This is a genomic window from Pseudomonas sp. S2_H01 (assembly GCF_054668305.1).
Genome location: NZ_CP162756.1, coordinates 5,335,215 through 5,356,284 on the forward strand (window position 1 = coordinate 5,335,215; position 21,070 = coordinate 5,356,284).

The following is a 21,070-nucleotide window of genomic DNA, read 5'->3' on the forward strand; positions in this document are numbered from 1 at the left end:
CATGCAAGAATCCAAAGTCAGTCGTCGCCTGAAAGAAACCACCGCCCCTGAGGTCAACGAGTACATCTACCGGCCACGTCTGGAAGGGTTTGCCGATGGCTTCATCAACCTGGGCAACGTCAACAAGGCGCACATCGTGATGCTGGCCGAGCAGGGGCTGATCCGCGGTGAACACGCCACCGCGCTGGCCAAAGGCGTGCTGGACATGGAAGCCGCCGGACCCGGCGAGGTGACGCTCGACCCTTCCCGCGAAGACGCCTATTTCAACTACGAGGCGCACCTGATCGAGCAGATCGGCACCGACATCGGCGGCCGTCTGCACACCGGGCGCAGTCGCAACGACATCCTCGCCACCCTTGATCGTCTGCGTTGCCGGGAAGTGCTGATGAGCCTGATCGACGCGCTGATCCAGACCCGTCAGACCGCCCTGAACAATGCTGAAGTCTTCGCCGAAGTGGTGATGCCCGGTTACACCCATTTGCAGCCTGCGCAGCCGATCACCTACGGGTATTACCTGTCGGCGGTGGAGCAGGCCCTTGAGCGCGATTGCAAACGCCTGACCCAGACCCTGGAAAACATGAACCAAAGCCCATTGGGCGCCGCTGCGTTTGCGGGTACGCCGTTCGACATCGACCGTGCGCGCACGGCTGAACTGCTGGGTTTCGACGGGTATCTGGACAACGCACTGGACGCTGTAGGCTCACGGGATTTCATCCTGGAAAGCCTGTCGCATCTGAGCCTGTTGTCGGTGTTCTGGAGTCGGGTGGCTCAGGATTACTTTGTCTGGAGCACCCACGAGTTCAGCCTGATCGACTTCCCGGACAGCGTGGCCGCGACCTCGAGCATCATGCCGCAGAAGAAAAACCCGACCGTGCTCGAATACCTCAAAGGGCGTACCGGGCATATCGTCGGCCTGCTGATGGCAGCAAGTGTGACGGTCAAGGGCAGCAACTTTTCCCATACCGGCGACGCCAACCGCGAAGGCACTCGGGGTTTCTGGGAAGCGGCGGAAGAAACCCTGCGTTGCCTGAAACTGCTGGAGCTGGTGCTGCGCACGGCGATCCCCAACGCTGACCTCGCAGTACGTCGTGCCGGGGAAGATTTCTCTACGGCGACCGGGCTTGCCGACCTCATCGTGCGTGAGGCTGACCTGTCGTTCCGAGAGGCTCATCACGTGGTCGGCGCTGCCGTGCGCATGGCCATGGACGCCGGTTTGCCAGCGCACCGTATCGACACCAACATGGTCGACGCCTGTGCCATGGAGCAACTGGGGCACGCGCTGAATCTGCCAGCGCACAAAGTCCGTGAATGCCTGGACCCGACGGCCAACGTGCAGTCCCGCGATTCGGCCGGTGGCCCTGCGTTGTCGTCGCTGCGCCCAAGCTTGCAACGGGCCAATGCGCGCTTGCAGGAGGAGCGTCAGGCCAATCAGGCGCGACGGGATCGCCTCTCGGTCGCGCAGGACAAATTGCAAGCCGCCACGCGTGCGCAGGCCGGTCTATGAAAAGCATGTTGACGGTGCGTGGATTGCACAAGCACTTCGGCGAGCTCGAGGTGGTCAAGGGCGTCGACCTGGACGTTGCGCAGGGCGAGGTGGTCGTCATTATTGGCCCTAGCGGTTCGGGCAAGTCGACGTTCATTCGTTGCCTTAACAGCCTGGAAGAGCCTTCGGCAGGCAGCGTGGTGGTGGAGGGCGGCGACTCGGTACGGGCCGACGACCGCAAAGCCATGGCCCGCTTGCGTGAAGACATCGGCATGGTGTTTCAGGATTACACCCTGTTTCCGCACATGACGGTCATGGCGAACATGATTCTGGCGCCGGTCAAGGTCAAGAAGCAGAGCAAGGCCGAGGCCCAGGCCAATGCGCTGGCGTTGCTGGATCGTGTCGGGCTGCGGCACAAGGCCGATGGCTATCCGAGCGAGCTGTCGGGCGGGCAGCAACAGCGTGTGGCGATCGTCCGTGCTCTGGCGATGAAGCCGCGCCTGCTGCTCTTCGATGAGCCGACCTCAGCGCTGGACCCGGAAACCGTTGGCGAAGTGCTGAACGTCATGAAGAGCCTGGCGGCGGAAGGCATGACGATGATCGTAGTGACTCACGAGATGGGCTTTGCTCGTGAAGTGGCGGATCGGGTGGTGTTTTTCGATGGCGGCAAGATCGTTGAAATGGGCCCGCCAGCACAGATTTTCTCGGCACCTGAGCACCCTCGAACCCGGCAGTTTTTGCAGAGTGTGTTGCATTGAGCGCTGTCTGAAGCATCCGCCGAGTTTCTGCGCGATGGGCGTGGGAGGCGCCCCGTGTGGCGCCCCGTGTGGCGCTCCTACGGCTTTCGACCAGCATCAATGGCGTTTACACAACTGCCAGGTCTTCATCCGCCGCAAACGCCTCCACCAGAAAATCCACGAACGCGCGAATCCGCGCCGACTGCCTGCGGTTCGCCGGTGACACGGCGTGGATGGGCAGCGAAGAGGCCGTGTAGCCCTCCAACACCCGAATCACCCGGCCAGCTTCAATGTCTTCGCGGTACAGCCACGACGGCGACAGTGAAATCCCCAGCCCGCTCAACACCATTTGCCGGATCGCCTCACTGTTGTTGCTGCGCACGTTCCCGCGCGCCTGCACCTGATGCAGCCCTGCGTCGAATGTCCAGGTGTCGAAGTGTTCCAGCAGGTTGAACAGGATGCAGTTGTGCCGGGTCAGGTCGCTGGGTACTTGCGGCGCGGGGTGTTGCTCCAGGTACGCGGGCGATGCCACCGTCAGCCGGCGGGTCAGGCCAATCTGACGGGCGATCAGGCTGCTGTCCTTGAGGTCTCCAATGCGCAACGCGACGTCCACGCCTTCACTGACGAGGTCGACATTCTGGTCGCTGAGTTGCAGGTCGATCGTGACGTCCGGATAGCGCTGCAGAAACCCGTGCAACCGGGGCGCGATCTGCAATCGGCCGAAACTGACCGAAGAGGCGATGCGTAACGGCCCCGCGACGCCTTCGCGACCGGTCTTAAAGCTGTGCTCGGCATTGTCCACGGCCGCCAGAATTTCGCGGCATTGCCGGTAGTAACGCTGTCCTTCGTCCGTGAGCGATAACTGCCGGGTGCTGCGCGCAATCAGCCGTCCGCCCAGACGCTGTTCCAGCGCACTGATCTGTTTGCTGACCGTCGGCTGCGTCGTGCCCAGTTCGCGGGCCACTGCCGAAAAACTTCCGCGTTCGACAACCCTCACGAACATGGTCATCGCTTCAAGCGTGTCCATCGAAGCCTCAGTTAGTCGTGTTATGGAATGAATACTATAGCCATTTAGCGGCTTATCGGAATTGCGGCGTGGGCACACACTGGCCTCATCACCCGACACCGGGTCACTGAATCGGAGACCACCATGAGCACTCATCCCTTGAACACCATGCAAGCCGCTGTCGCGGTTGAGCACCTACAGCCTCTGGACGTGCAAACGCTGCAAAAGCCGTCGCCGGCCGCAGGTCAAGTGCTGGTGCGGGTGATGGCCAGCGCCGTCAACCCGCTGGACATCAAGATCAGCGCAGGCAAGGGTGGGCATGCCCGGCAGTCGCTGCCGGCGGTCTTGGGGATGGACATGGCCGGCGTCGTGGAACAGGTCGGTACAGGCGTGACGGCCTTTGCGGTAGGCGATGAGGTTTATGGCATGGCGGGCGGCATCGGCGGCCATCAGGGCGCGCTGGCGCAGTACATTGCAGCGGACGCCGAGCTGCTGGCTCGCAAACCAAACAACTTGAGCATGCGCGAGGCGGCGGCGTTACCGTTGATCTTCATCACCGCCTGGGAAGGGCTGGTGGACCGTGCCAATGTGCGCAGTGGTCAGAAAGTCCTGATTCACGGCGGCGCTGGCGGCGTGGGGCATGTTGCCGTGCAGATTGCCAAGGCACGTGGCGCCGACGTGTTCGCCACCGGGTCGGCGCACAGCCGGGCTGCCATTGAACGTCTTGGCGCCACCGCCATTGATTATCGAAGCAGCAGCGTCGATGACTACATGGCCCTGCACACCGGTGGCGAGGGTTTCGACATCGTTTATGACACCGTGGGCGGCAGCACGCTGGACGCCTCGTTTGCCGCCGCGAAAATCTACACCGGGCATGTGCTCAGTTGCCTGGGCTGGGGCGAGCACGCGCTGGCACCGCTGTCGTTTCGCGGCGCGACTTACTCGGGTGTGTTCACCCTGTTGCCTTTGTTGACCGGGAAGGGACGCAAGCACCACGGCGAGATCATGGCCGAGGCCACGCGGATGGCCGAAGCCGGGCAACTGCGGGTTTTATTGGACGAGCAGCGCTTCACCCTGGCAGAGGTCAATCAGGCGTATGAACGCGTCAGCCGCGCAGGCAATCAAGGGAAGGTGGTGATCGATATCGCCTGATGGGCGCGGAAGCGGGTCAGGCCGTCGCGGTCTGGCCTGGGGTGTCGGACTCATTGTGTGCTTCACGCCAGGCATCCAGCCCGCCGACCAGTGCCTTGCCCCGTGTCAGGCCGTGTGCGCGCAGTTTCTGCGCCAGCAGGGCGGCCGACAGCTCGTTCGGGCAGGCGCAGTAAAACACCATGTCGACGTCAGCCAGTTGCGCGAGCCAGGGTTCCAGCGGTTCTTCAAGGCTGATCGACACCGCGCCGGGAATGCCTTCGACCACGGCGGTGTGAAATTTAGGGCGCACATCAATCACCACGGGCGCGTCCACCGAGTCGCGCAGGGCGAGCAACTCGGGCACGGTGATGCGTGGCACTTTCGAGGTGCGAGACATCAGGTGCCGGCGCTTCCAGTATTTCCAGCCGATGAACAGTCCGAGCGCCGCCAGCACGCCTGCGATGGCGATGGGCAGATAACTGGCCAACAGGCTCAGCAGCGGAATGATGGCGTCAGTGAACAGCATGCCCAGCAGCAGCGCCGAGCCGGCCCATATGAAGGAGCCGGCAAGGGAGTAACGCATGAACGTGGCGATCGGCGTGCCGTTCATGCCCGCCACGGTGGTGACCAGCGCGCCCGCGCCGGGCAGGAACTTCGACAGCAGCATGGCGCGCGGGCCGACGCGGTCGTAGACGTTAAGGCCCTGACGAATACAGGTGTCTTGAGACAACGAGATCTTGCAGATGGATTTCAGCAGCACGCCGCCGTAACGTTTGCCCGCCCAATACCACAAACCATCGGCGATCAGGCAGGCAACCATGGCGACCAGCACGCCTGCGCCCAGCAGAGGCTTGCTTTGCATGGCCAGCGCGCCGGTGACAATGAGGGTGGGGTAGGCCGGGACCGGCAAGCCGATCTGCTCCAGCAGCACGTTGACGAACACCAGCAGCAGGCCGTGGCTTTCGTTCAATTGCTGGAGTTCGTTCATGGCGGGTTGCTCCACAGAAGACGCAGGTAAAAACGGCGCAAGAAAAAGGGGTGTCAGTACCGTCGCCTGAACACCCCTTTGTGTCAACGCCGAATGTGCGTCAGCCGAGCAACTCGATGGCTGCGGCAACCCCTGCGCCATACGCAGGGTCAGCCTTGGTGCAGTTGTCGATGTGACGCTGCTTGACCAGCGTCGACGCACCGCTGATGGCGCGAGCGGTGTTGTCGAACAGTAACTGCTGTTGCGCCGGGGTCATCAGGCGGAACAATGCGCGCGGCTGGGAGTAATAGTCGTCATCGTCCTTGCGGAAATCCCAGTTCGCTGCCGCGCCATGCAGCTCCAGCGGCGGCTCGGAGAAGTCCGGCTGTTCGACCCACGCACCCTTGCTGTTGGGCTCGTAGCCGATGGTGCCGCCGCCGTTGCGGTCCACGCGCATCTGGCCGTCGCGGTGGTAGCTGTTGACCGGGCACTGTGGTGCGTTGACCGGGATCTGATGATGGTTGACCCCCAGGCGGTAGCGCTGTGCGTCGCCGTAGGAGAACAGACGGCCTTGCAGCATCTTGTCCGGCGAGAAACTGATGCCCGGCACCACGTTGGCCGGGTTGAAGGCGGCTTGCTCCACGTCGTGGAAATAGTTCTCCGGGTTACGGTTCAACTCCAGCGTGCCGACTTCGATCAGCGGGTAGTCCGCGTGCGGCCAGACTTTGGTGAGGTCGAATGGGTGGATCTTGTATGTGTTGGCCTCCTGCTCCGGCATGATCTGCACGAACATCTTCCATTTCGGGAAGTCACCTTTCTCGATGCTGTCGTACAGGTCGCGCTGGTGGGTTTCGCGGTCACCGGCTACCAGATCGGCGGCTTCCTGATCGGTCAGGTTCTCGATGCCTTGCTGGGTTTTCAGCGTGAACTTGACCCAGAAGCGTTCGTTTTTCGGGCTGATGAAGCTGAACGTGTGGCTGCCGAAACCGTGCATGTGACGGTAGGACTTGGGCAGGCCACGGTCGCTCATGACCACGGTCACCTGGTGCAGCGCTTCAGGCAGCGAACTCCAGAAATCCCAGTTGTTGTCGGCGCTGCGCATGTTGGTGCGTGGGTCGCGTTTGATCGCGTGGTTCAGGTCCGGGAATTTCAGCGGGTCACGCAGGAAGAACACCGGCGTGTTGTTGCCCACCAGGTCCCAGTTGCCTTGCTCGGTGTAGAACTTTATGGCGAACCCACGGATGTCGCGCTCGGCATCGGCGGCGCCGCGCTCACCGGCCACGGTCGAGAAACGGATGAAAATGTCGGTTTGCTTGCCGATTTCCGAAAACAGCTGCGCCTTGGTATGGCGGCTGATGTCGTGGGTGACGGTGAACGTGCCGAACGCGCCGGATCCCTTGGCGTGCATGCGACGCTCCGGGATGACTTCACGGTCGAAGTGGGCCAGTTTCTCCAGCAGCCACACGTCCTGCAGCATCAACGGGCCGCGTGGGCCCGCGGATTGTGAGTTCTGGTTATCGACGACGGGGGCGCCCGCCACTGTGGTGAGTTTATTCATTATCAGGCTCCGGTAAGGGACGGTCAGTCTCGCTGGATCAACGAACTTGTTCTTGGACGCTCGTGCGCCTTTTTTCTTTTTTCGGGTTATGCCCGAGGCTCAAGGAGCCTGAGATAGAGCGGTTCAGCTCATCCGGGCAGCCACCCTACCATGCAGTTGAATGATTTTTCTGCCCCCAGCGCTTCATTCGAATCGAGTGAGCGTAGCCCGTCCTCATCAATAGGTGAAATGCATGACGCGAGCGTGACCCGCGGATAACGAGACCTAAAAAAAGCGCCCGTTCAGGGCGCTAAAGGGAGGAGAGAAACGGCACGGCAGGTGAAACTAGAGGCGATGACTGTCAAGGGCGGTAACGGCCTGCAGGCCCGGGCTTTGTGCCCAGACTTCCATGGTCGAAAACCAGGTATGTGGGCGGGTCGGCTGGCGGCACTCGCTGGTGAACGAGGCGCCGGACGGAATGTCCAGCTTGATTTTGCAGATCAGTTGATTGGTGCGGTACAGCAGCTCACTGACCAGATTGGCCGTGGCGTAATCGCCTGCATCCACCGCTTTGTCCATGAAGTGCTGCGAACGAGCAGCCAGTGCGGCCAGGTGCTGGGATAACTGATGGATTTCCTTGAAGCACTCACGAAACCCCGGGGCCTGTTCGGCATCGGACAAGGACAGTGCAGGCAGCAAGTCCTGCCCCGGCGTGCCGTTGAACCCATGAATTTTTGCCCGCAGGAACATCATGAATTGCTGGGTCGATTGATCGAGGCCCTTGAACAATTCCTTGATGGCGCGGTAATTCAGCTTGCGCAAACGCCAGCGCACTTCCCGGGCGAAACCTCCCACCTGCTCGGTCGTGCGCAGGTGTTCGTCAAGCAGTTGCACAAACGCCTCACGCTCGTGACCGTGCAGGGTGGTGAACAAACCGTGGGCATCGGCGGCGAATTCGGCGTTCAGCCCGGGCCGTGGATCGAGTTCGGCAAACATGATGAATCTCCTCACAGTGTGCTTCGACGGGCCTGTCCGTTACGGTCTGTTTCCCACAGCTTGGAGAGAGATCGGCCTGGGCGACAGGAATGACTTAAAGGTATTCCTGCCGACGGCCCAGGTCACTTGTACCTAGGTACCATGGGCTGATACGTAGGTTTTTGGCGGTCATACTTTGGTTTGTTCAACCGCCTGTGAGCCGTCGATGCCGCCCGGAATCAAACCAGCGGCACGCGCTACTGCCCGGTTTTCAACAACACCGGCTGCTCGCTGTACCGATCGGCGAACAGCTGCTTCAACTGACCCACTTTAGGCAGATCATTGACCACGATGTAGGGGTAGGTCGGGTGGGTGGTCAGGAAGTTCTGGTGATAATCCTCGGCCGGATAAAACCCGTTGTACTGCTCGATTTTGGTGACAATCGGCGCGTTGAATGACTTGGCGGCATCGAGTTGGGCGATGTACGCCTGGGCCACGGCCTGCTGTTCCGGTGTCTCGGGGAAAATCGCCGACCGGTATTGAGTGCCGTGGTCCGGGCCCTGACGGTTCAGTTCGGTCGGGTTGTGGGCGACCGAGAAAAAGATCTGCAGCAGTTTGCCGTAGCTCACCTGGGTTGGGTCGAAGGTCACTTCCACCGATTCGGCGTGCCCGGTGTCACCCTCACTGACGCGCTCGTATTGCGCGGTATCGGCCTTGCCGCCGGCATAACCGGAGACGACTTTTTTCACCCCTTGCACATGCTGGAACACGCCCTGGACACCCCAGAAGCAGCCGCCCGCGAGCACCGCAGTTTCGCTGTGCGAGGTGTTGATCATTTCGTCCTTCTGCGGCGGCGCGATGCTTACGGCATCTTCCGCACCGGCGAACGAGCAGGCCGCGGTTTGCAGCAGCACGGCCCCGGCGAACAACCGAAGGCCGTTGCGGCGCCAGGCAGGCAAGGCAGCGGTAAAACCGGAAACACTGAGCTTTTTCATGTCTGACACTCCTGAAACGGGATGGAATCAACCGAAGGTGAAGGCGTAAGCGGACACGCCCGGATCGCTGAATTCGATGGTGAAGGTGTGGTCGGCGACATCGCCGGATTGACGCACGAGTTGGTACAACCGCTGTTCGGTTACGGTGCCGCTGCCGTCCGGCGCGACGTCGGAGCCGTGTGATGCACCGGGCATCTGGCCGTCGATCATGACGTTAAACCGTACCGGCTTGCCGTCGCTGCCAGGGCCCAGCACCAGATGCAGATCACGGGCGTGGAAGCGGTAGACGATCTTGCCGTTCGGCGCGGTCAGGCTGGCGCGTTCGGCACCGATGCTCCACTGACCGTCCAGGCCCCAGTGATTGAGTGCCAGGGTGTCCGGTGTGCTGTAGCGGGCCGCGCGATCCGCTTTGGCGCCGCCCGGCGAGACGAAGTTTTCGGCGCGTTCGAACCCCAGGTAGGTCTCCGGCGATTTGACTTCGCCCATGTCTGCGGCCTGCTGCACTCCGTTGCCGTTGGCATCGATCAGGTCGGTGGTGATCTGGTTGTTGCCCGCTTCGCGCAGCAGCTCCTGAATCACGCGTTCGGATTCGTCGTAGGCGCCTTCACCGAAGTGGTGGTAGCGGATCTGGCCCTTGGCGTCGGCAAAGTAGTGGGCAGGCCAGTACTGGTTATTGAAGGCGCGCCAGATTTTATAGTCGTTGTCGATCGCCACCGGGTAGTGGATACCCAGATCGGCCATGGCTTTGGTGACGTTCTTCACGTCGCGTTCGAACGCGAACTCAGGGGCATGAACGCCGATCACCACCAGACCCTGGTCACGGTATTTGTCGGCCCAGGCTTTGACGTAGGGCAGGGTGCGCAGGCAGTTGATGCAGGAGTAGGTCCAGAAATCCACCAGCACCACTTTGCCTTTCAGTTGTTCGGCGGTCAGCGGGGCAGAGTTCAGCCACTGCACGGCACCCTCGAGCGACGGCAGTTGACCTTCGATCGGCAGACTCGACGTGGCGTTTTTAGCGGCCATCATCATCGCCCCTGAAGCCTGCATGCTCGCGCCCCCCTCGTCGCGACCGGGGATGTTTTGCGCCATCATCGCGCCGCCCTGCATCACATTGCTGTCGGGCTGGGTGTGCCCGGTGAGGCGGCCGACCAGTGACTGTTCCAGGCCGCCGGTCGATGCGGTCGACACGCGGGCCAGAATGCCGGTATCGAGGCCCAGCGCAATGGCGGCTACGCCCGCCAGCATGGCGGCGCCCAGCCCGCGACGAATCCATTCACCGGCACCCAGTGAGCGTTTCATTGCTGTGAACACCTTGCCGCCCAGCAACAACGCGAGGGCCAGGGACGTGGCAGCGCCTGCGGCATAGGCCAGCAGCAGCAAGGTGGTGCCAACGCTGGCGCCTTGCAGCGCCGCGCCGGTCAACACCAGACCGAGGATCGGCCCGGCGCACGGTGCCCAGAGCAGCCCGGTGGCGACACCGATCATGAACGACGCCCATGGGCTGGGTCTGGCGTCCACCCCCGCGTTTTCAGACAAGCGACTGCCAGCGGCCACCAACGGCCGGGTCAGGCGCTCGGCGAGCTTGGGCAGCAGCAGCGTAAGGCCGAACAGCGCGACGAAAATCAGCGCCAGACCGCGTCCCCACTGATTGAGCTGCACGACCCAGCCACCGCCGACCGCCGCCAGTGTCGCCACCAGCGCAAAGGTCACCGCCATGCCCACCAGCAAGGGCAGGCCACTGCGCACGAACGGTTGGCCGGTGCGGGCAAAAACAAACGGCAGCACCGGCAGAATGCAAGGGCTGACGATGGTCAGCACGCCACCGAGGTAGGCAAGGATGATCAGGAGCATAGGAGTGTGTCCGTTCAAATATCAGTTCGAGAAAATGCCGAATACCCTGTGGGAGCGTGTCGCGCGTCAGCTTTGCTGCTCGGCAAAACTCATCGCCAGCCCGTTCATGCAATACCGCAGGCCGGTGGGTTTCGGGCCGTCGGTGAAGACGTGGCCCAGGTGTCCGCCGCAGCGGCGGCAGTGGACCTCCTTGCGCAGCACGCCGAACGAGGTGTCGGTGCGGATGGCGGTGGCGTTGTCCAGCGGCTGCCAGAAACTGGGCCAGCCGGTATGGCTGTCGAACTTGGTGGTCGAGGAAAACAGCTGCAACTGGCAACCGGCGCAGGCAAACGTGCCGGTGCGGTGCTCGTCGTTCAGGGGGCTGCTGTAGGGACGCTCGGTGGCTTCCCGGCGCAGCACCTGAAACTGTTCGTCGCTCAGCAGCGCGTGCCATTCAGCGTCGGTGTGGCTGACTTCGAAACTGCCGATGGGCTGGTCTTCCATTAACGCGCTATGTGGCGTCATGGTTTCGCCGTCGGCAAACTTGGGCAGGACGCCCAGCGCAATGGCGGCGACCCCGGCGCTGCTGCTCAGCACCATGAACTGTCTTCTTGAAAGCATGATGATCTCCTCGGCACAGCCCGTTCCGCTTTCGGATCGGGTCGTTGATGCGATGGAGCCAAGGCTACGCACGCGCTGTTCCCGGAATCCTCACCGAGAGTTAAACAATTCGTGATAACTGCCCGCCGACAAAATCGGCACAATGGCGTCATTGCGCAAACGATGCGCCCGTAAGGTTTGCTTTCAATGGATCAGCCCAAACGCATTCTGGTGGTCGAGGACGATAGCCATATCGCCGACCTGATTTGCCTGCATCTGCGGGATGAGCATTTTGACGTGGTGCACAGTGCCGACGGCGAAAAAGGCCTGCGCCTGCTGGAGCAAGGCGGCTGGGATGCGTTGATCCTGGACCTGATGCTGCCGGGCGTGGATGGCCTGGAGATCTGCCGCCGCGCCCGCGCCATGACCCGCTACACGCCGATCATCATCACCAGCGCCCGCTCCAGCGAAATGCACCGGATTCTCGGCCTGGAGCTGGGCGCCGATGATTACCTGGCCAAACCGTTCTCGATGATGGAACTGGTGGCCCGGGTCAAGGCCCTGTTGCGTCGGGTTGATGCCATGGCGCGCAACCTGAAGATGGACGCCGGCAGCCTGTCGAGCGCCGGGTTGTTTATCGATCCGCTGACCCGTGAGGCATCCTTGGAAGGCCGTGTGCTGGACCTGACCCCGCGCGAGTTCGACCTGTTGTATTTCTTCGCTCGCCAACCCGGCAAGGTGTTCTCCAGGCTTGACCTGCTCAACTCGGTGTGGGGCTACAACCACGAAGGCTACGAGCACACCGTCAACACCCACATCAACCGCCTGCGCGCCAAGATCGAAGCCGATCCGGCCCAACCGTTGCGGATCCTCACGGTGTGGGGACGCGGTTACAAGTTCGTGGCACCCGGTGAGTCGTCGGGAGACGCGTCATGAAGATGACCCTGACCCAGCGGCTGTCATTGGTCTTCGCGCTGTTGTTGCTGATCTGTTGCGGCACCTCGGTGTGGTTGCAGGTGCGCTCCAACAAAATGCACGAGCTGGAAGTGGTTCAGGGCCTGTCCCGTGACCTTGCCCAGCACATCGCCCGCGACACGCAGTTGATGGACGCCAACGGCCTCAAGCCGGACGCGGTGCGCGAGCTGTTCAGTCAGTTGATGCTGGTCAACCCCAGCGTCGAGGTTTACCTGCTGGACATGGACGGCAAGATCGTCGGTGACGCCGCGCCCAAAGACCGCATCCTGCGTGATCGCGTCGATCTGGCGCCGGTGCGGCAATTGCTCAGCGGGGCGCCGCTGCCGATTCTGGGCGATGATCCGCGCAGCGTGGACGCGCGCAAGGTGTTCAGCGCAGCACCGCTGATGGTGATGGGCAAGCCGTCAGGGTTTTTGTACGTCGTGCTGCTGGGTGAGGCCCACGACCGGTTTGCCGAGCGGGGCGCCACCAGCGAGGCGTTGAACACGGCCCTGTGGTCCATCGGTCTGATTGCATTGCTGTGCCTCTTTGCGGGGCTCGCGGCCTTCGGCTTGATCACGCGGCCCTTGCGACGGCTGACCGATTCGGTGGGACGTTTCGACATCAATGCCGCACCTGTGGCGCTGCCCAATGCGTCAATGGAGCCCCCGCGTCAGGGCCATGACGAGATTGCGGTGCTCGATGCGACGTTCAAACAGATGCAGAACCGGTTGAGCGAGCAATGGCAGACATTGACCCGGCAGAGTCAGGACCGGCGCGAGCTGGTCGCCAACATTTCTCACGACCTGCGCACGCCCTTGGCGTCGTTGCACGGCTATCTGGAAGTGCTGTCGGTCAAGGACGCCAGCCTGAGTCCCGAGGAGCGTCGACGTTACCTGGGGATCGCGCTGGACCAGAGCCGCAAGGTCGGTGGACTCGCCCAGTCGTTGCTGGAACTGGTGCGACTGGAGCATGGGTTCGTGGTCCCGGTGGTCGAGCGTTTCTCGCTGACGGACCTGGTGCAGGACATCTTTCAGAAATTCGAACTGAGCGCGGAAGCCAAGGCCGTGACGTTAACCCCCGTGCTCGCGCCGTCCATCCCTGGCGTGCATGCCGACCTGGGACTCATCGAACGGGTCATGACCAACCTGCTGGACAACGCCCTGCGCCATACGCCCCACGGCGGAGAAATCCGCGTATCGCTGCTGCCTAAGGGGCGAGTCGTCGAAGTCACCGTCAGCGACAGCGGCCCCGGCATCGCCGCCGAGCTACGGGAAGGCCTGTTTCTGCGGCCGTTCAACATTGGCGGCGCCCGGCGCGACGGCGGGCTGGGGTTGAGGATCGTTCACCAGATCCTGCAACTGCACGGGCACAGGATTGAGTTGATCGATGTGCCGGGGCAGGGAGCGACCTTCAGGTTCGCGCTGCCAGTGGATCAGGACACGGCAGAGAAGGCGTTGCCGCAGGGGTGACGATTACCGGTGAATGGAAGGATGTCATCACTGATCACGGCAGCAGCAACCCGTGCTCCATCGCGTATTTCACCAACCCCGCCGGCTTGTCGACTTTCAGCTTGCGGCGGATGCTCAGGCGGTGGGTTTCCACGGTCCTGACGCTGATCGCCAGGTCCCGGGCGAGGGTCTTGTTGTCCAGCCCTTTGGCCAATCCCACGAGCACCTGCACTTCACGGGGCGTCAGCTCGTTCTCCTCGGATTTTTTCGACACCAGCTTGAGCGTCACCTCGGCGCTGTAAAACGTGCCGCCGGTGGCAATCGCCTCGATGGCCGCGACGATTTCCCTGGACGGGGCGTTCTTCAGCACGTAACCGCTGGCGCCCGCCCGGATCGAGGTCGCGACGTATTCCTGATTGTCATACATGCTCAGGATCAGAATCTTGATCGCCGGGCAGCGCTGGCGGATCAGTTGCGTCAGCTCCAGCCCGTTCATGTCCTGCAGGCCGATGTCCACCAGCAGGATGTCCGGCTTGAGCGACTCGCACATCGTCAAGGCCTGGGCGGCGTTCTCGGCTTCGCCCACCACCTCGAACAGGGGACGGGTCGACAGCAGCGCGCGCACACCATCGCGAACCAGAGAATGGTCATCGACCAGGGCAATGCGGATGGTCTGGCTGGCGCTCATGATCGCGATGGGGTTCCTGTTCTGAAGAAAGTGTTCATGCGGCGACGCTCACGGGCATGGTCACGGTCAATTCACTGTGGCCCGGCGCCGAATACAGGTTGAGTTGGCCGTGGAAGTGTTCGACGCGCTCGCGAATATTACGCAATCCGATGCCGCCCTGTATCTCTGGCAGGTGGGCGACATCGACCCGAAAGCCGACGCCGTCGTCGCGAACGGTCAACTGCACCTGTTTGCGGGTGCCTTGCAGGTCGATGTACACGTTCTGCGCATGGGCGTGGCGCTCGATGTTGGTCAGCGCCTCCTGAAGAATCCGGAACAGCGCCACCGGCGCACCCTCGGCGAGTTTCAGGTTGCTCAGGTGGTGGGTGTAATGAATCGTCAGCCCGGTCTGTTGCTCGAATTCGGCCACCAGTTGCGTGACGGCGGCGGCAAGGCCCAGGGTGTCGAGCAGGGAAGGGCGCAGGTCGTGGGAAATGGTGCGGATTTCACCGATGGCCTCGCCAAGACGCTCGGTGCCCTGACGCAGGGTGTCCAGGCCTCGCTGGTCATTGCCCTCCAGTTGCAGACCGGCCAGTTCGAACTGGAACTTGATCGACACCAGAACCTGACTGATGCCGTCATGCAGCTCTCGCGACAACCGGGAGCGCTCTTCTTCCTGCAAATTCATGATGCGCTGGTTGAGCATTTGCAGCTTGCGGTCGGCGAGGCGGTGTTCGCTGGCGTTGAGCGTGACGCCACAGACAAAGACCAGGAGCACTGCAATCAGGGCCACGGCGCCGATGTCGAGCATGGTGGCATAGATGCCGCGCGCCACTTCCTGTCGGGCCTGCTGCGTGGCGCGTTCGACGTCTTCCACGTAGATGCCGGTGCCCAGCATCCAGCCCCAGCGCTTGAGCATGACCACATGGGCAAGTTTGCCGGTGACCTGACCGGTGGAGGGTTTTTCCCAGGCGTAGTGCTGGAAGCCATCGCCGGATTCCGCGCTTTGCAGCAACGCGCGGATCACCAGCAACCCTTGTGGGTCGGTCATGTTCCACAGGTCCTTGCCCACCAGCGCCGCCTGGCGCGGGTGCATCAGGTTGCGGCCGCTCTGGTCGTACACGAAGAAATAGCCGTCGATGCCGAAGCTCAGTTTGGACAGTTCTTCGAGCACCTGCTGTTTGGTCTGCTCGTCGTTGCGCCCGCTGTCGTAGATCGGTGCCAGGGCGCTCATCGCCATCTCTACGTAGTTTTTCAGTTCGGCGCGCTTGCTGGCCAGGATGCTGTCTTCGATCAACTGCGCTTGCTGCTCGCCCAGGCGCTGATTCTGCACGATGACCAATGCGCAGATCACCGACACGGCCAGGATCAGCGGCAGAATGCCAAGGGCGACGATCTTGTGTTTGAGTTGCATGGTGGTGATGTCCGGCGGGCGGGTGTGTTGTTGTAGGGCGCATTACAGCACGAACATCTGCGCTGCCTGGAACATCTTTCGCGAATGAATTCGCTCTCACAGCAGCCTGCCGCACCGAACGCAGCGTCAGGAAACTGTAGGAGCGTCTGCGTAGTTCTACGCAGTTGATCCCGTAGTAATACGAATTTATCTGGGTGACAGCAGCGGGGATAGTGGCGACGCTCCGTTATCCCGGTGCACACAATAACAATTACGCCGCAAGCCATGAGCTTCGGCAGGAGACCCACAATGACCCGACTGACCAAACATCTGGGTTGGTTCGCCGTCGCTGCCCTTGGGGCATGCGCCTTGGGTGTCGTCGCGCTGCGCCGCGGCGAAGCCATCAACGCTCTCTGGATTGTCGTTGCTGCCGTTGCCATCTATCTGGTTGCGTACCGCTACTACAGCCTGTTCATCGCCAATCACGTCATGCAACTTGATCCGACCCGGGCCACGCCTGCGGTGATCAACAATGACGGCCTGGATTACGTTCCCACCAACAAACACATTCTGTTCGGTCACCACTTCGCCGCCATCGCCGGCGCAGGTCCGCTGGTCGGCCCGGTGCTGGCTGCGCAAATGGGTTACCTGCCCGGCACGCTCTGGCTGATCGCCGGTGTGGTACTGGCCGGTGCGGTTCAGGACTTCATGATCCTGTTCCTGTCCACTCGCCGTAACGGCCGCTCGCTGGGCGACATGGTCCGTGAGGAAATGGGCCGTATTCCCGGCACCATCGCCTTGTTCGGCTGCTTCCTGATCATGATCATCATCCTCGCGGTGCTGGCGCTGATCGTGGTTAAAGCGCTGGCCGAGAGCCCATGGGGCATGTTCACCGTGCTGGCGACCATCCCGATCGCGATGTTCATGGGCGTGTACATGCGCTACATCCGTCCAGGTCGCATCGGCGAGATTTCGATCATTGGCGTGGTGCTGTTGCTGCTGTCGATCTGGGCCGGTGGTCAGATCGCAGCAAGCCCGGAATGGGCCCATGCCTTCACCTTCACCGGCGTGCAGATCACCTGGATGCTGGTCGGTTACGGCTTTGTGGCGGCGATGCTGCCGGTCTGGCTGCTGCTGGCGCCCCGTGACTACCTGTCGACCTTCCTGAAAATCGGCACCATCGTCGCCCTGGCGATCGGCATTCTGATTCTTGCGCCCGAGCTGAAAATGCCGGCCCTGACCCAGTTCACCGACGGCACCGGTCCGGTCTGGAAAGGCGCTCTGTTCCCGTTCCTGTTCATCACCATTGCTTGCGGTGCCGTGTCGGGTTTCCACGCACTGATCTCCTCGGGCACCACGCCAAAGCTGCTGGATAACGAGAAGAACGCCCGTTACATCGGTTACGGCGGCATGTTGATGGAATCCTTCGTCGCGATCATGGCCATGGTGGCTGCCTCGGTCATCGACCCGGGCGTGTACTTCGCCATGAACAGCCCGGCAGCGGTGGTCGGCGGTGACGTGGTTACCGTGGCTCAGACCATCACCGGCTGGGGCTTCGCGATCACGCCTGAAGCACTGACTGCAGTGGCCAAAGACATCGGTGAAAACACCGTGCTGGCCCGAGCCGGTGGCGCACCCACGTTGGCAGTCGGCATCGCGCAGATCCTGCACCAGGTGCTGCCAGGTCAAAACACCATGGCGTTCTGGTACCACTTCGCGATCCTGTTCGAAGCGCTGTTCATTCTGACGGCCGTTGACGCCGGTACCCGTGCCGGTCGCTTCATGCTGCAAGATTTGCTGGGCAGCTTCGTCCCTGCGCTCAAACGCACCGAGTCCTGGACCGCCAACGCGATTGGCACCGGCGGTTGCGTGGCGCTGTGGGGTTACCTGCTGTATCAGGGCGTAATCGATCCACTGGGCGGTATCAACACCTTGTGGCCGCTGTTCGGTATCTCCAACCAGATGCTGGCGGGTATCGCGCTGATGCTGGCAACCGTGGTCCTGATCAAGATGAAGCGTCAGCAGTACGTGTGGGTCACCATCCTGCCCGCGTCCTGGCTGCTGATCTGCACCGTGACCGCAGGCTTCATCAAGCTGTTCGACCCAAGCCCGGCGGTAGGCTTCCTGGCGCTGGCGAAGAAATACAGCACGGCGGCTGACGCGGGTCAGATTCTGGCCCCGGCCAAGACCGTTGATCAGATGCAGCATGTGATCTTCAACGCGTACACCAACGCGGCGCTGACCACACTGTTCCTGTTCGTGGTCCTGAGCATCCTGTTCTATGCGGTGAAAGTCGGCCGCGCGGCATGGGTCAAGAAGGAGCGCAGTGACAAGGAAGCACCGTTCCAGGCGATGCCGGAAGTACGCTGATGTTCAATGACCTGAGTCGCCTCGGCAAATACCTCGGGCAGGCGGCCCGCCTGATGGTGGGCATGCCCGACTACGATAACTACGTCGAGCACATGCAGAAGACTCACCCGGACCAGGCGGTGATGTCCTACGAAGCGTTCTTCCGCGAACGTCAGGACGCCCGTTACGGCGGCAAGGCCGGTCCCAAGTGCTGCTGATCCGTTGAACGGCAGTCGTTGAAAGATAAAAACGCCACGGTTCGCCGTGGCGTTTTTTTTTGCTCACGCAGAGCGGGGCTCCTCCAGTCTTTAGGCGTGGCAGCCCATTCAATGAATGCTCGACGCCAACTCGAAGATCGGGATGTACATCAGGATCACGATCAAACCGATCAACAGCCCGATGAAGGTCATCAGCAGGGGTTCGAACAGGCGCACGAACCACTCGATCCAGCGGCTGATCTCTTCGTCGTAGAAGTCGGCGGTGCGTTCCATCATCTGTCCGAGGTTGCCGGACTGCTCGCCCGCGCGAAGCATGCGCAGCGACACCGGCGTGGAGAGGCTGTTCTGCTCCAGCGCGACCGACAGCGCCTGGCCTTCGCGGATACGCTCGCTGGCGGCATCCAGACGCAGCTGTGACGCGCTGCCCAGCAGGTTACGGACCATGCCCATGGCCGTGAGGATCGGAATCCCGCCTTGCAGCAGAATGCCCAGCGAACGATAGAACCGCGCAAGCTCGTACATGAACACTCGCTGATAGACCGTGGGTATCCGCTCGATGGCCCGGTTGAACCCCAGACGAAAACGGCGCTGGCGGACCAGCACCACCGAGCCCAGCACGAACGCCACGAAACCGATGGCGAAGTCCATCTGGTGGGCGTGCAGGAACATCCCCGTTTCCATGAGCACCCGCGACAGCCAGGGCAGGTTGGAGCCCAGTCCTTCGAACACCAGGCTGAAGCGCGGGACCACATAGCCCATCAGGAACAGCACCACCGCGCCGCCGACAATCAGCAACAGCATCGGATAGACCGAGGCGCTGACGATGCGCTGGCGCACTTCGTCCATGCGTTTGCGGTACGACACGTAACGCCCCAGCGCCTCGCCCACCGCGCCGGTTTTCTCGCTGGATTGCACCAGCGCCACGTACAGCGTGGGGAACACGGCCGGGAATTGGGTCAGCGCCTGGGAGAACGACTTGCCTTCATACAACAGACGCACCAGCCCGCAGAGGGTCTTGCGGGCCTGAGGCGCGGTTTCTTTTTCCGCCAGGCTTTCCAGCGCATCGATCAGTGGCAGGCCTGCGTTGAGCAGGGTGGTCAGCTCCTGGCTGAACAGCACCAGGTTGAAGTGTTCGGGTTTGCGAAAGCCTCGAATCACCCAGCGCGATTGGGCGCGGACATTGAGCACGCGCATGCCTTGCGCTTCCGCCAGGCTTTGCGCATCGATCGAGTTGTCGGCGTCCATCGCCAGGGACAGGACTTCGCCGCGTTTACCCACGGCCTTGATCAGGAATTTCATGGCCGTCACTGCCAACTGGTGACTTCGGCGTCTTCGCCTTCGCCACCGGGCTGACCGTCCTTGCCCATGGACAGCAGGTCGTACTCACCGTTTTCACCGGGATAGCGATAGACGTAGTTGCGGCCCCAGGGGTCCTGCGGCACGTTTTTCTGCAGATAGGGGCCCGTCCAGCGCGTCTCTTCGGGCGGGGCCGCGACCAGCGCCTGCAAACCTTGTTCGGAAGAGGGGTAATGACCCACTTCCAGCCGGTAGAGGTCCAGCGCCTTGGACAGGCCTTCTATTTGGGCACGGGCGACTTTGGCCTGGGAGCGACCCAGCTGGCTGAAGTATTTGGGTGCCACGATGCCGGCCAGCAGACCCAGAACCACCAGGACCACCAGCAATTCGAGCAGGGTGAAGCCGCGCTGAAAACGTGGGGAAGAAGACGGCGCACAGCGGGTGAAAAGCCCCATGGAAACCTCCGCAAACTGGGTTGTGCTGAGGGCTTATGCAATTGCCGTGCGCGCCGACAGTCGCGGCCTTGAGCTTTTGCGTGCAGCCTTCTGGACCGGGCGTTTGCGGGGGACGCCAGTTCGGCACAGCCTTTGCGTTGACCCCCTGCATGGCACCGCGAGTGGGGAATAACCCCCAGTTTTAGCGAGCGTGCCAGAGGAGGCACGGATGGACTTTGAACGTACGTTCAGAGGCGTATTGCTGACGCTGTGCATACTGCCGCTGGCCGCTCAGGCCGACGTGTACATCTCGAAGGGACCCGACGGCAACATCATCATTTCCAACGTCAAGCGAGCCGGTCGCAATATTCAGAGCGTGTTCCACGAACCCGTGTCGCAACCCCCGTTTCAACCTGCCGGCGCCGCCTTGGCCGGGACCGACGAAAAAAGCATGACGGCCAGTCAACGTCCCTATGCCCAGGAAGTGTCGCAGGCCGCAGCCAGCAATGATCTGCCCGAAGCGTTGCTGCACGCGGTGATCCGCATCGAGTCCGGCTACAACCCCTCGGCACGCTCGGTGAAAGGGGCGGCGGGGCTGATGCAGTTGATGCCCGACACGGCCCGGGAAATGGGGGTCACCAATGTCTGGGACCCGAGCTCGAACATCCAGGGCGGCGCACGTTATCTCAAGCAATTGATGGTGATGTTCGGCAACGACGTGTCGCTCGCCGTGGCCGCCTATAACGCAGGCCCGGCAGCCGTGAGCAAACGCGGCAATGTGATCCCGCCCTTCGCCGAAACCCAGCGTTACGTCCCCGATGTACTGCGCGATTACCACCGGCTGTTGGGGGATGCGTCGACCGCTCTGGCCAATTGAGGGCCGATGATTGCGGGCCACCGCGAACGTGGATTCAACGGGGTGGGGCTGGCGGGTGGGAGTCGGGGGGTTCAGGCGGAAAACACGTTGGGGAATTGCCCCACTTCCGGGGACTGGGCGTTGTTCGACACCGTTGTCATTTCCCCATTCTTTACACCGCTATTCACTAA

The 21,070-nt window shown here is 62.0% G+C and carries 19 protein-coding genes; 8 read left to right on the forward strand and 11 right to left on the reverse strand.

All coding sequences use genetic code 11. From position 1 onward, the window contains the following. Window position 1: 1 nt before the first annotated feature. Together argH and AB4N84_RS23790 are read left to right on the forward strand one after the other, a co-directional pair. Window positions 2–1,504, forward strand: coding sequence for an argininosuccinate lyase (gene argH / locus AB4N84_RS23785; RefSeq protein ID WP_460043483.1), 1,503 nt, complete (start codon window positions 2–4; stop codon window positions 1,502–1,504). Then, window positions 1,501–2,241 (forward strand): amino acid ABC transporter ATP-binding protein, encoded by a 741-nt coding sequence (locus AB4N84_RS23790; RefSeq protein WP_460043484.1) that lies wholly within the window; start codon window positions 1,501–1,503, stop codon window positions 2,239–2,241. Before argH ends, AB4N84_RS23790 begins: the two co-directional genes overlap by 4 nt. A 106-nt stretch (window positions 2,242–2,347) precedes the next feature. On the opposite strand, the gene AB4N84_RS23795 is transcribed toward AB4N84_RS23790, so the two are convergent. Continuing rightward, a complete protein-coding gene (locus tag AB4N84_RS23795) occupies window positions 2,348–3,247 on the reverse strand; it encodes a LysR family transcriptional regulator (protein WP_460043486.1) in 900 nt (299 codons plus the stop codon). Between the two features lie 123 nt (window positions 3,248–3,370). Between AB4N84_RS23795 and AB4N84_RS23800 the strand changes: the two genes are divergently transcribed. After that, window positions 3,371–4,378: a zinc-dependent alcohol dehydrogenase family protein gene (locus tag AB4N84_RS23800; RefSeq protein ID WP_460043487.1), complete on the forward strand. Its 1,008-nt coding sequence runs from the start codon at window positions 3,371–3,373 to the stop codon at window positions 4,376–4,378. Between the two features lie 16 nt (window positions 4,379–4,394). Here the strand turns inward: AB4N84_RS23800 and AB4N84_RS23805 are convergent, their stop codons facing one another. The 6 genes from AB4N84_RS23805 to msrB form a co-directional block, all read right to left on the reverse strand. After that, entirely contained in the window at window positions 4,395–5,345 is a 951-nt protein-coding gene (locus AB4N84_RS23805) for a VTT domain-containing protein (protein WP_460043488.1), read from the reverse strand. Window positions 5,346–5,445: 100 nt separating this feature from the next. Beyond that, window positions 5,446–6,882, reverse strand: a complete 1,437-nt coding sequence (locus AB4N84_RS23810) for a catalase (RefSeq protein ID WP_460043489.1) — start codon at window positions 6,880–6,882, stop codon at window positions 5,446–5,448. A gap of 324 nt (window positions 6,883–7,206) precedes the next feature. Continuing rightward, window positions 7,207–7,857, reverse strand: a complete 651-nt coding sequence (locus AB4N84_RS23815) for a hypothetical protein (RefSeq protein ID WP_460043491.1) — start codon at window positions 7,855–7,857, stop codon at window positions 7,207–7,209. Window positions 7,858–8,093: 236 nt separating this feature from the next. Beyond that, complete coding sequence (gene msrA / locus AB4N84_RS23820) at window positions 8,094–8,831, reverse strand: peptide-methionine (S)-S-oxide reductase MsrA (protein ID WP_460043493.1); 738 nt, start codon at window positions 8,829–8,831, stop codon at window positions 8,094–8,096. Window positions 8,832–8,858: 27 nt separating this feature from the next. After that, complete coding sequence (locus AB4N84_RS23825; protein WP_460043494.1) at window positions 8,859–10,682, reverse strand: cytochrome c biogenesis protein DipZ; 1,824 nt, start codon at window positions 10,680–10,682, stop codon at window positions 8,859–8,861. Between the two features lie 66 nt (window positions 10,683–10,748). Continuing rightward, a complete protein-coding gene (gene msrB, locus AB4N84_RS23830; protein WP_460043496.1) occupies window positions 10,749–11,282 on the reverse strand; it encodes a peptide-methionine (R)-S-oxide reductase MsrB in 534 nt (177 codons plus the stop codon). Window positions 11,283–11,468: 186 nt separating this feature from the next. Here msrB and AB4N84_RS23835 point away from each other — a divergent pair, with 186 nt between their 5' ends. Together AB4N84_RS23835 and AB4N84_RS23840 are read left to right on the forward strand one after the other, a co-directional pair. After that, on the forward strand, window positions 11,469–12,197 hold the full coding sequence (locus tag AB4N84_RS23835; protein ID WP_074750093.1) for a response regulator transcription factor: 729 nt from the start codon (window positions 11,469–11,471) through the stop codon (window positions 12,195–12,197). After that, window positions 12,194–13,687 carry a sensor histidine kinase gene (locus AB4N84_RS23840; protein WP_074750095.1) on the forward strand — a complete coding sequence of 498 codons (1,494 nt, stop codon included), beginning with the start codon at window positions 12,194–12,196 and terminating at the stop codon, window positions 13,685–13,687. Before AB4N84_RS23835 ends, AB4N84_RS23840 begins: the two co-directional genes overlap by 4 nt. 34 nt (window positions 13,688–13,721) lie before the next feature. Here the strand turns inward: AB4N84_RS23840 and AB4N84_RS23845 are convergent, their stop codons facing one another. Then, window positions 13,722–14,354, reverse strand: a complete 633-nt coding sequence (locus tag AB4N84_RS23845; protein ID WP_074750097.1) for a response regulator — start codon at window positions 14,352–14,354, stop codon at window positions 13,722–13,724. Between the two features lie 34 nt (window positions 14,355–14,388). Then, a complete protein-coding gene (locus tag AB4N84_RS23850) occupies window positions 14,389–15,747 on the reverse strand; it encodes a cache domain-containing protein (RefSeq protein ID WP_460043498.1) in 1,359 nt (452 codons plus the stop codon). Between the two features lie 288 nt (window positions 15,748–16,035). Between AB4N84_RS23850 and AB4N84_RS23855 the strand changes: the two genes are divergently transcribed. Together AB4N84_RS23855 and AB4N84_RS23860 are read left to right on the forward strand one after the other, a co-directional pair. Further along, window positions 16,036–18,096, forward strand: a complete 2,061-nt coding sequence (locus AB4N84_RS23855) for a carbon starvation CstA family protein (protein WP_460043499.1) — start codon at window positions 16,036–16,038, stop codon at window positions 18,094–18,096. After that, window positions 18,096–18,293 (forward strand): YbdD/YjiX family protein, encoded by a 198-nt coding sequence (locus AB4N84_RS23860; RefSeq protein WP_074750103.1) that lies wholly within the window; start codon window positions 18,096–18,098, stop codon window positions 18,291–18,293. The genes AB4N84_RS23855 and AB4N84_RS23860 overlap by 1 nt, the downstream gene beginning before the upstream one ends. Before the next feature lie 108 nt (window positions 18,294–18,401). Here AB4N84_RS23860 and AB4N84_RS23865 read toward each other — a convergent pair whose 3' ends face one another. Further along, entirely contained in the window at window positions 18,402–19,592 is a 1,191-nt protein-coding gene (locus AB4N84_RS23865) for a type II secretion system F family protein (protein WP_460043501.1), read from the reverse strand. A gap of 5 nt (window positions 19,593–19,597) precedes the next feature. After that, window positions 19,598–20,044 (reverse strand): type II secretion system major pseudopilin GspG, encoded by a 447-nt coding sequence (gene gspG, locus AB4N84_RS23870; RefSeq protein WP_460043502.1) that lies wholly within the window; start codon window positions 20,042–20,044, stop codon window positions 19,598–19,600. A gap of 208 nt (window positions 20,045–20,252) precedes the next feature. Here gspG and AB4N84_RS23875 point away from each other — a divergent pair, with 208 nt between their 5' ends. Further along, window positions 20,253–20,900 carry a lytic transglycosylase domain-containing protein gene (locus tag AB4N84_RS23875; RefSeq protein ID WP_460043503.1) on the forward strand — a complete coding sequence of 216 codons (648 nt, stop codon included), beginning with the start codon at window positions 20,253–20,255 and terminating at the stop codon, window positions 20,898–20,900. The last annotated feature ends 170 nt before the right edge of the window (window positions 20,901–21,070 follow it).

Excerpts from the sequence above, each read along its gene's own strand:
- argH (WP_460043483.1), top strand. The coding sequence starts at position 2 with ATGCAAGAATCCAAAGTCAGTCGTCGCCTGAAAGAAACCACCGCCCCT.
- AB4N84_RS23790 (WP_460043484.1), top strand. The coding sequence starts at position 1,501 with ATGAAAAGCATGTTGACGGTGCGTGGATTGCACAAGCACTTCGGCGAG.
- AB4N84_RS23795 (WP_460043486.1), bottom strand. The coding sequence starts at position 3,247 with ATGGACACGCTTGAAGCGATGACCATGTTCGTGAGGGTTGTCGAACGC.
- AB4N84_RS23800 (WP_460043487.1), top strand. The coding sequence starts at position 3,371 with ATGAGCACTCATCCCTTGAACACCATGCAAGCCGCTGTCGCGGTTGAG.
- AB4N84_RS23805 (WP_460043488.1), bottom strand. The coding sequence starts at position 5,345 with ATGAACGAACTCCAGCAATTGAACGAAAGCCACGGCCTGCTGCTGGTG.
- AB4N84_RS23810 (WP_460043489.1), bottom strand. The coding sequence starts at position 6,882 with ATGAATAAACTCACCACAGTGGCGGGCGCCCCCGTCGTCGATAACCAG.
- AB4N84_RS23815 (WP_460043491.1), bottom strand. The coding sequence starts at position 7,857 with ATGTTTGCCGAACTCGATCCACGGCCCGGGCTGAACGCCGAATTCGCC.
- msrA (WP_460043493.1), bottom strand. The coding sequence starts at position 8,831 with ATGAAAAAGCTCAGTGTTTCCGGTTTTACCGCTGCCTTGCCTGCCTGG.
- AB4N84_RS23825 (WP_460043494.1), bottom strand. The coding sequence starts at position 10,682 with ATGCTCCTGATCATCCTTGCCTACCTCGGTGGCGTGCTGACCATCGTC.
- msrB (WP_460043496.1), bottom strand. The coding sequence starts at position 11,282 with ATGCTTTCAAGAAGACAGTTCATGGTGCTGAGCAGCAGCGCCGGGGTC.
- AB4N84_RS23835 (WP_074750093.1), top strand. The coding sequence starts at position 11,469 with ATGGATCAGCCCAAACGCATTCTGGTGGTCGAGGACGATAGCCATATC.
- AB4N84_RS23840 (WP_074750095.1), top strand. The coding sequence starts at position 12,194 with ATGAAGATGACCCTGACCCAGCGGCTGTCATTGGTCTTCGCGCTGTTG.
- AB4N84_RS23845 (WP_074750097.1), bottom strand. The coding sequence starts at position 14,354 with ATGAGCGCCAGCCAGACCATCCGCATTGCCCTGGTCGATGACCATTCT.
- AB4N84_RS23850 (WP_460043498.1), bottom strand. The coding sequence starts at position 15,747 with ATGCAACTCAAACACAAGATCGTCGCCCTTGGCATTCTGCCGCTGATC.
- AB4N84_RS23855 (WP_460043499.1), top strand. The coding sequence starts at position 16,036 with ATGACCCGACTGACCAAACATCTGGGTTGGTTCGCCGTCGCTGCCCTT.
- AB4N84_RS23860 (WP_074750103.1), top strand. The coding sequence starts at position 18,096 with ATGTTCAATGACCTGAGTCGCCTCGGCAAATACCTCGGGCAGGCGGCC.
- AB4N84_RS23865 (WP_460043501.1), bottom strand. The coding sequence starts at position 19,592 with ATGAAATTCCTGATCAAGGCCGTGGGTAAACGCGGCGAAGTCCTGTCC.
- gspG (WP_460043502.1), bottom strand. The coding sequence starts at position 20,044 with ATGGGGCTTTTCACCCGCTGTGCGCCGTCTTCTTCCCCACGTTTTCAG.
- AB4N84_RS23875 (WP_460043503.1), top strand. The coding sequence starts at position 20,253 with ATGGACTTTGAACGTACGTTCAGAGGCGTATTGCTGACGCTGTGCATA.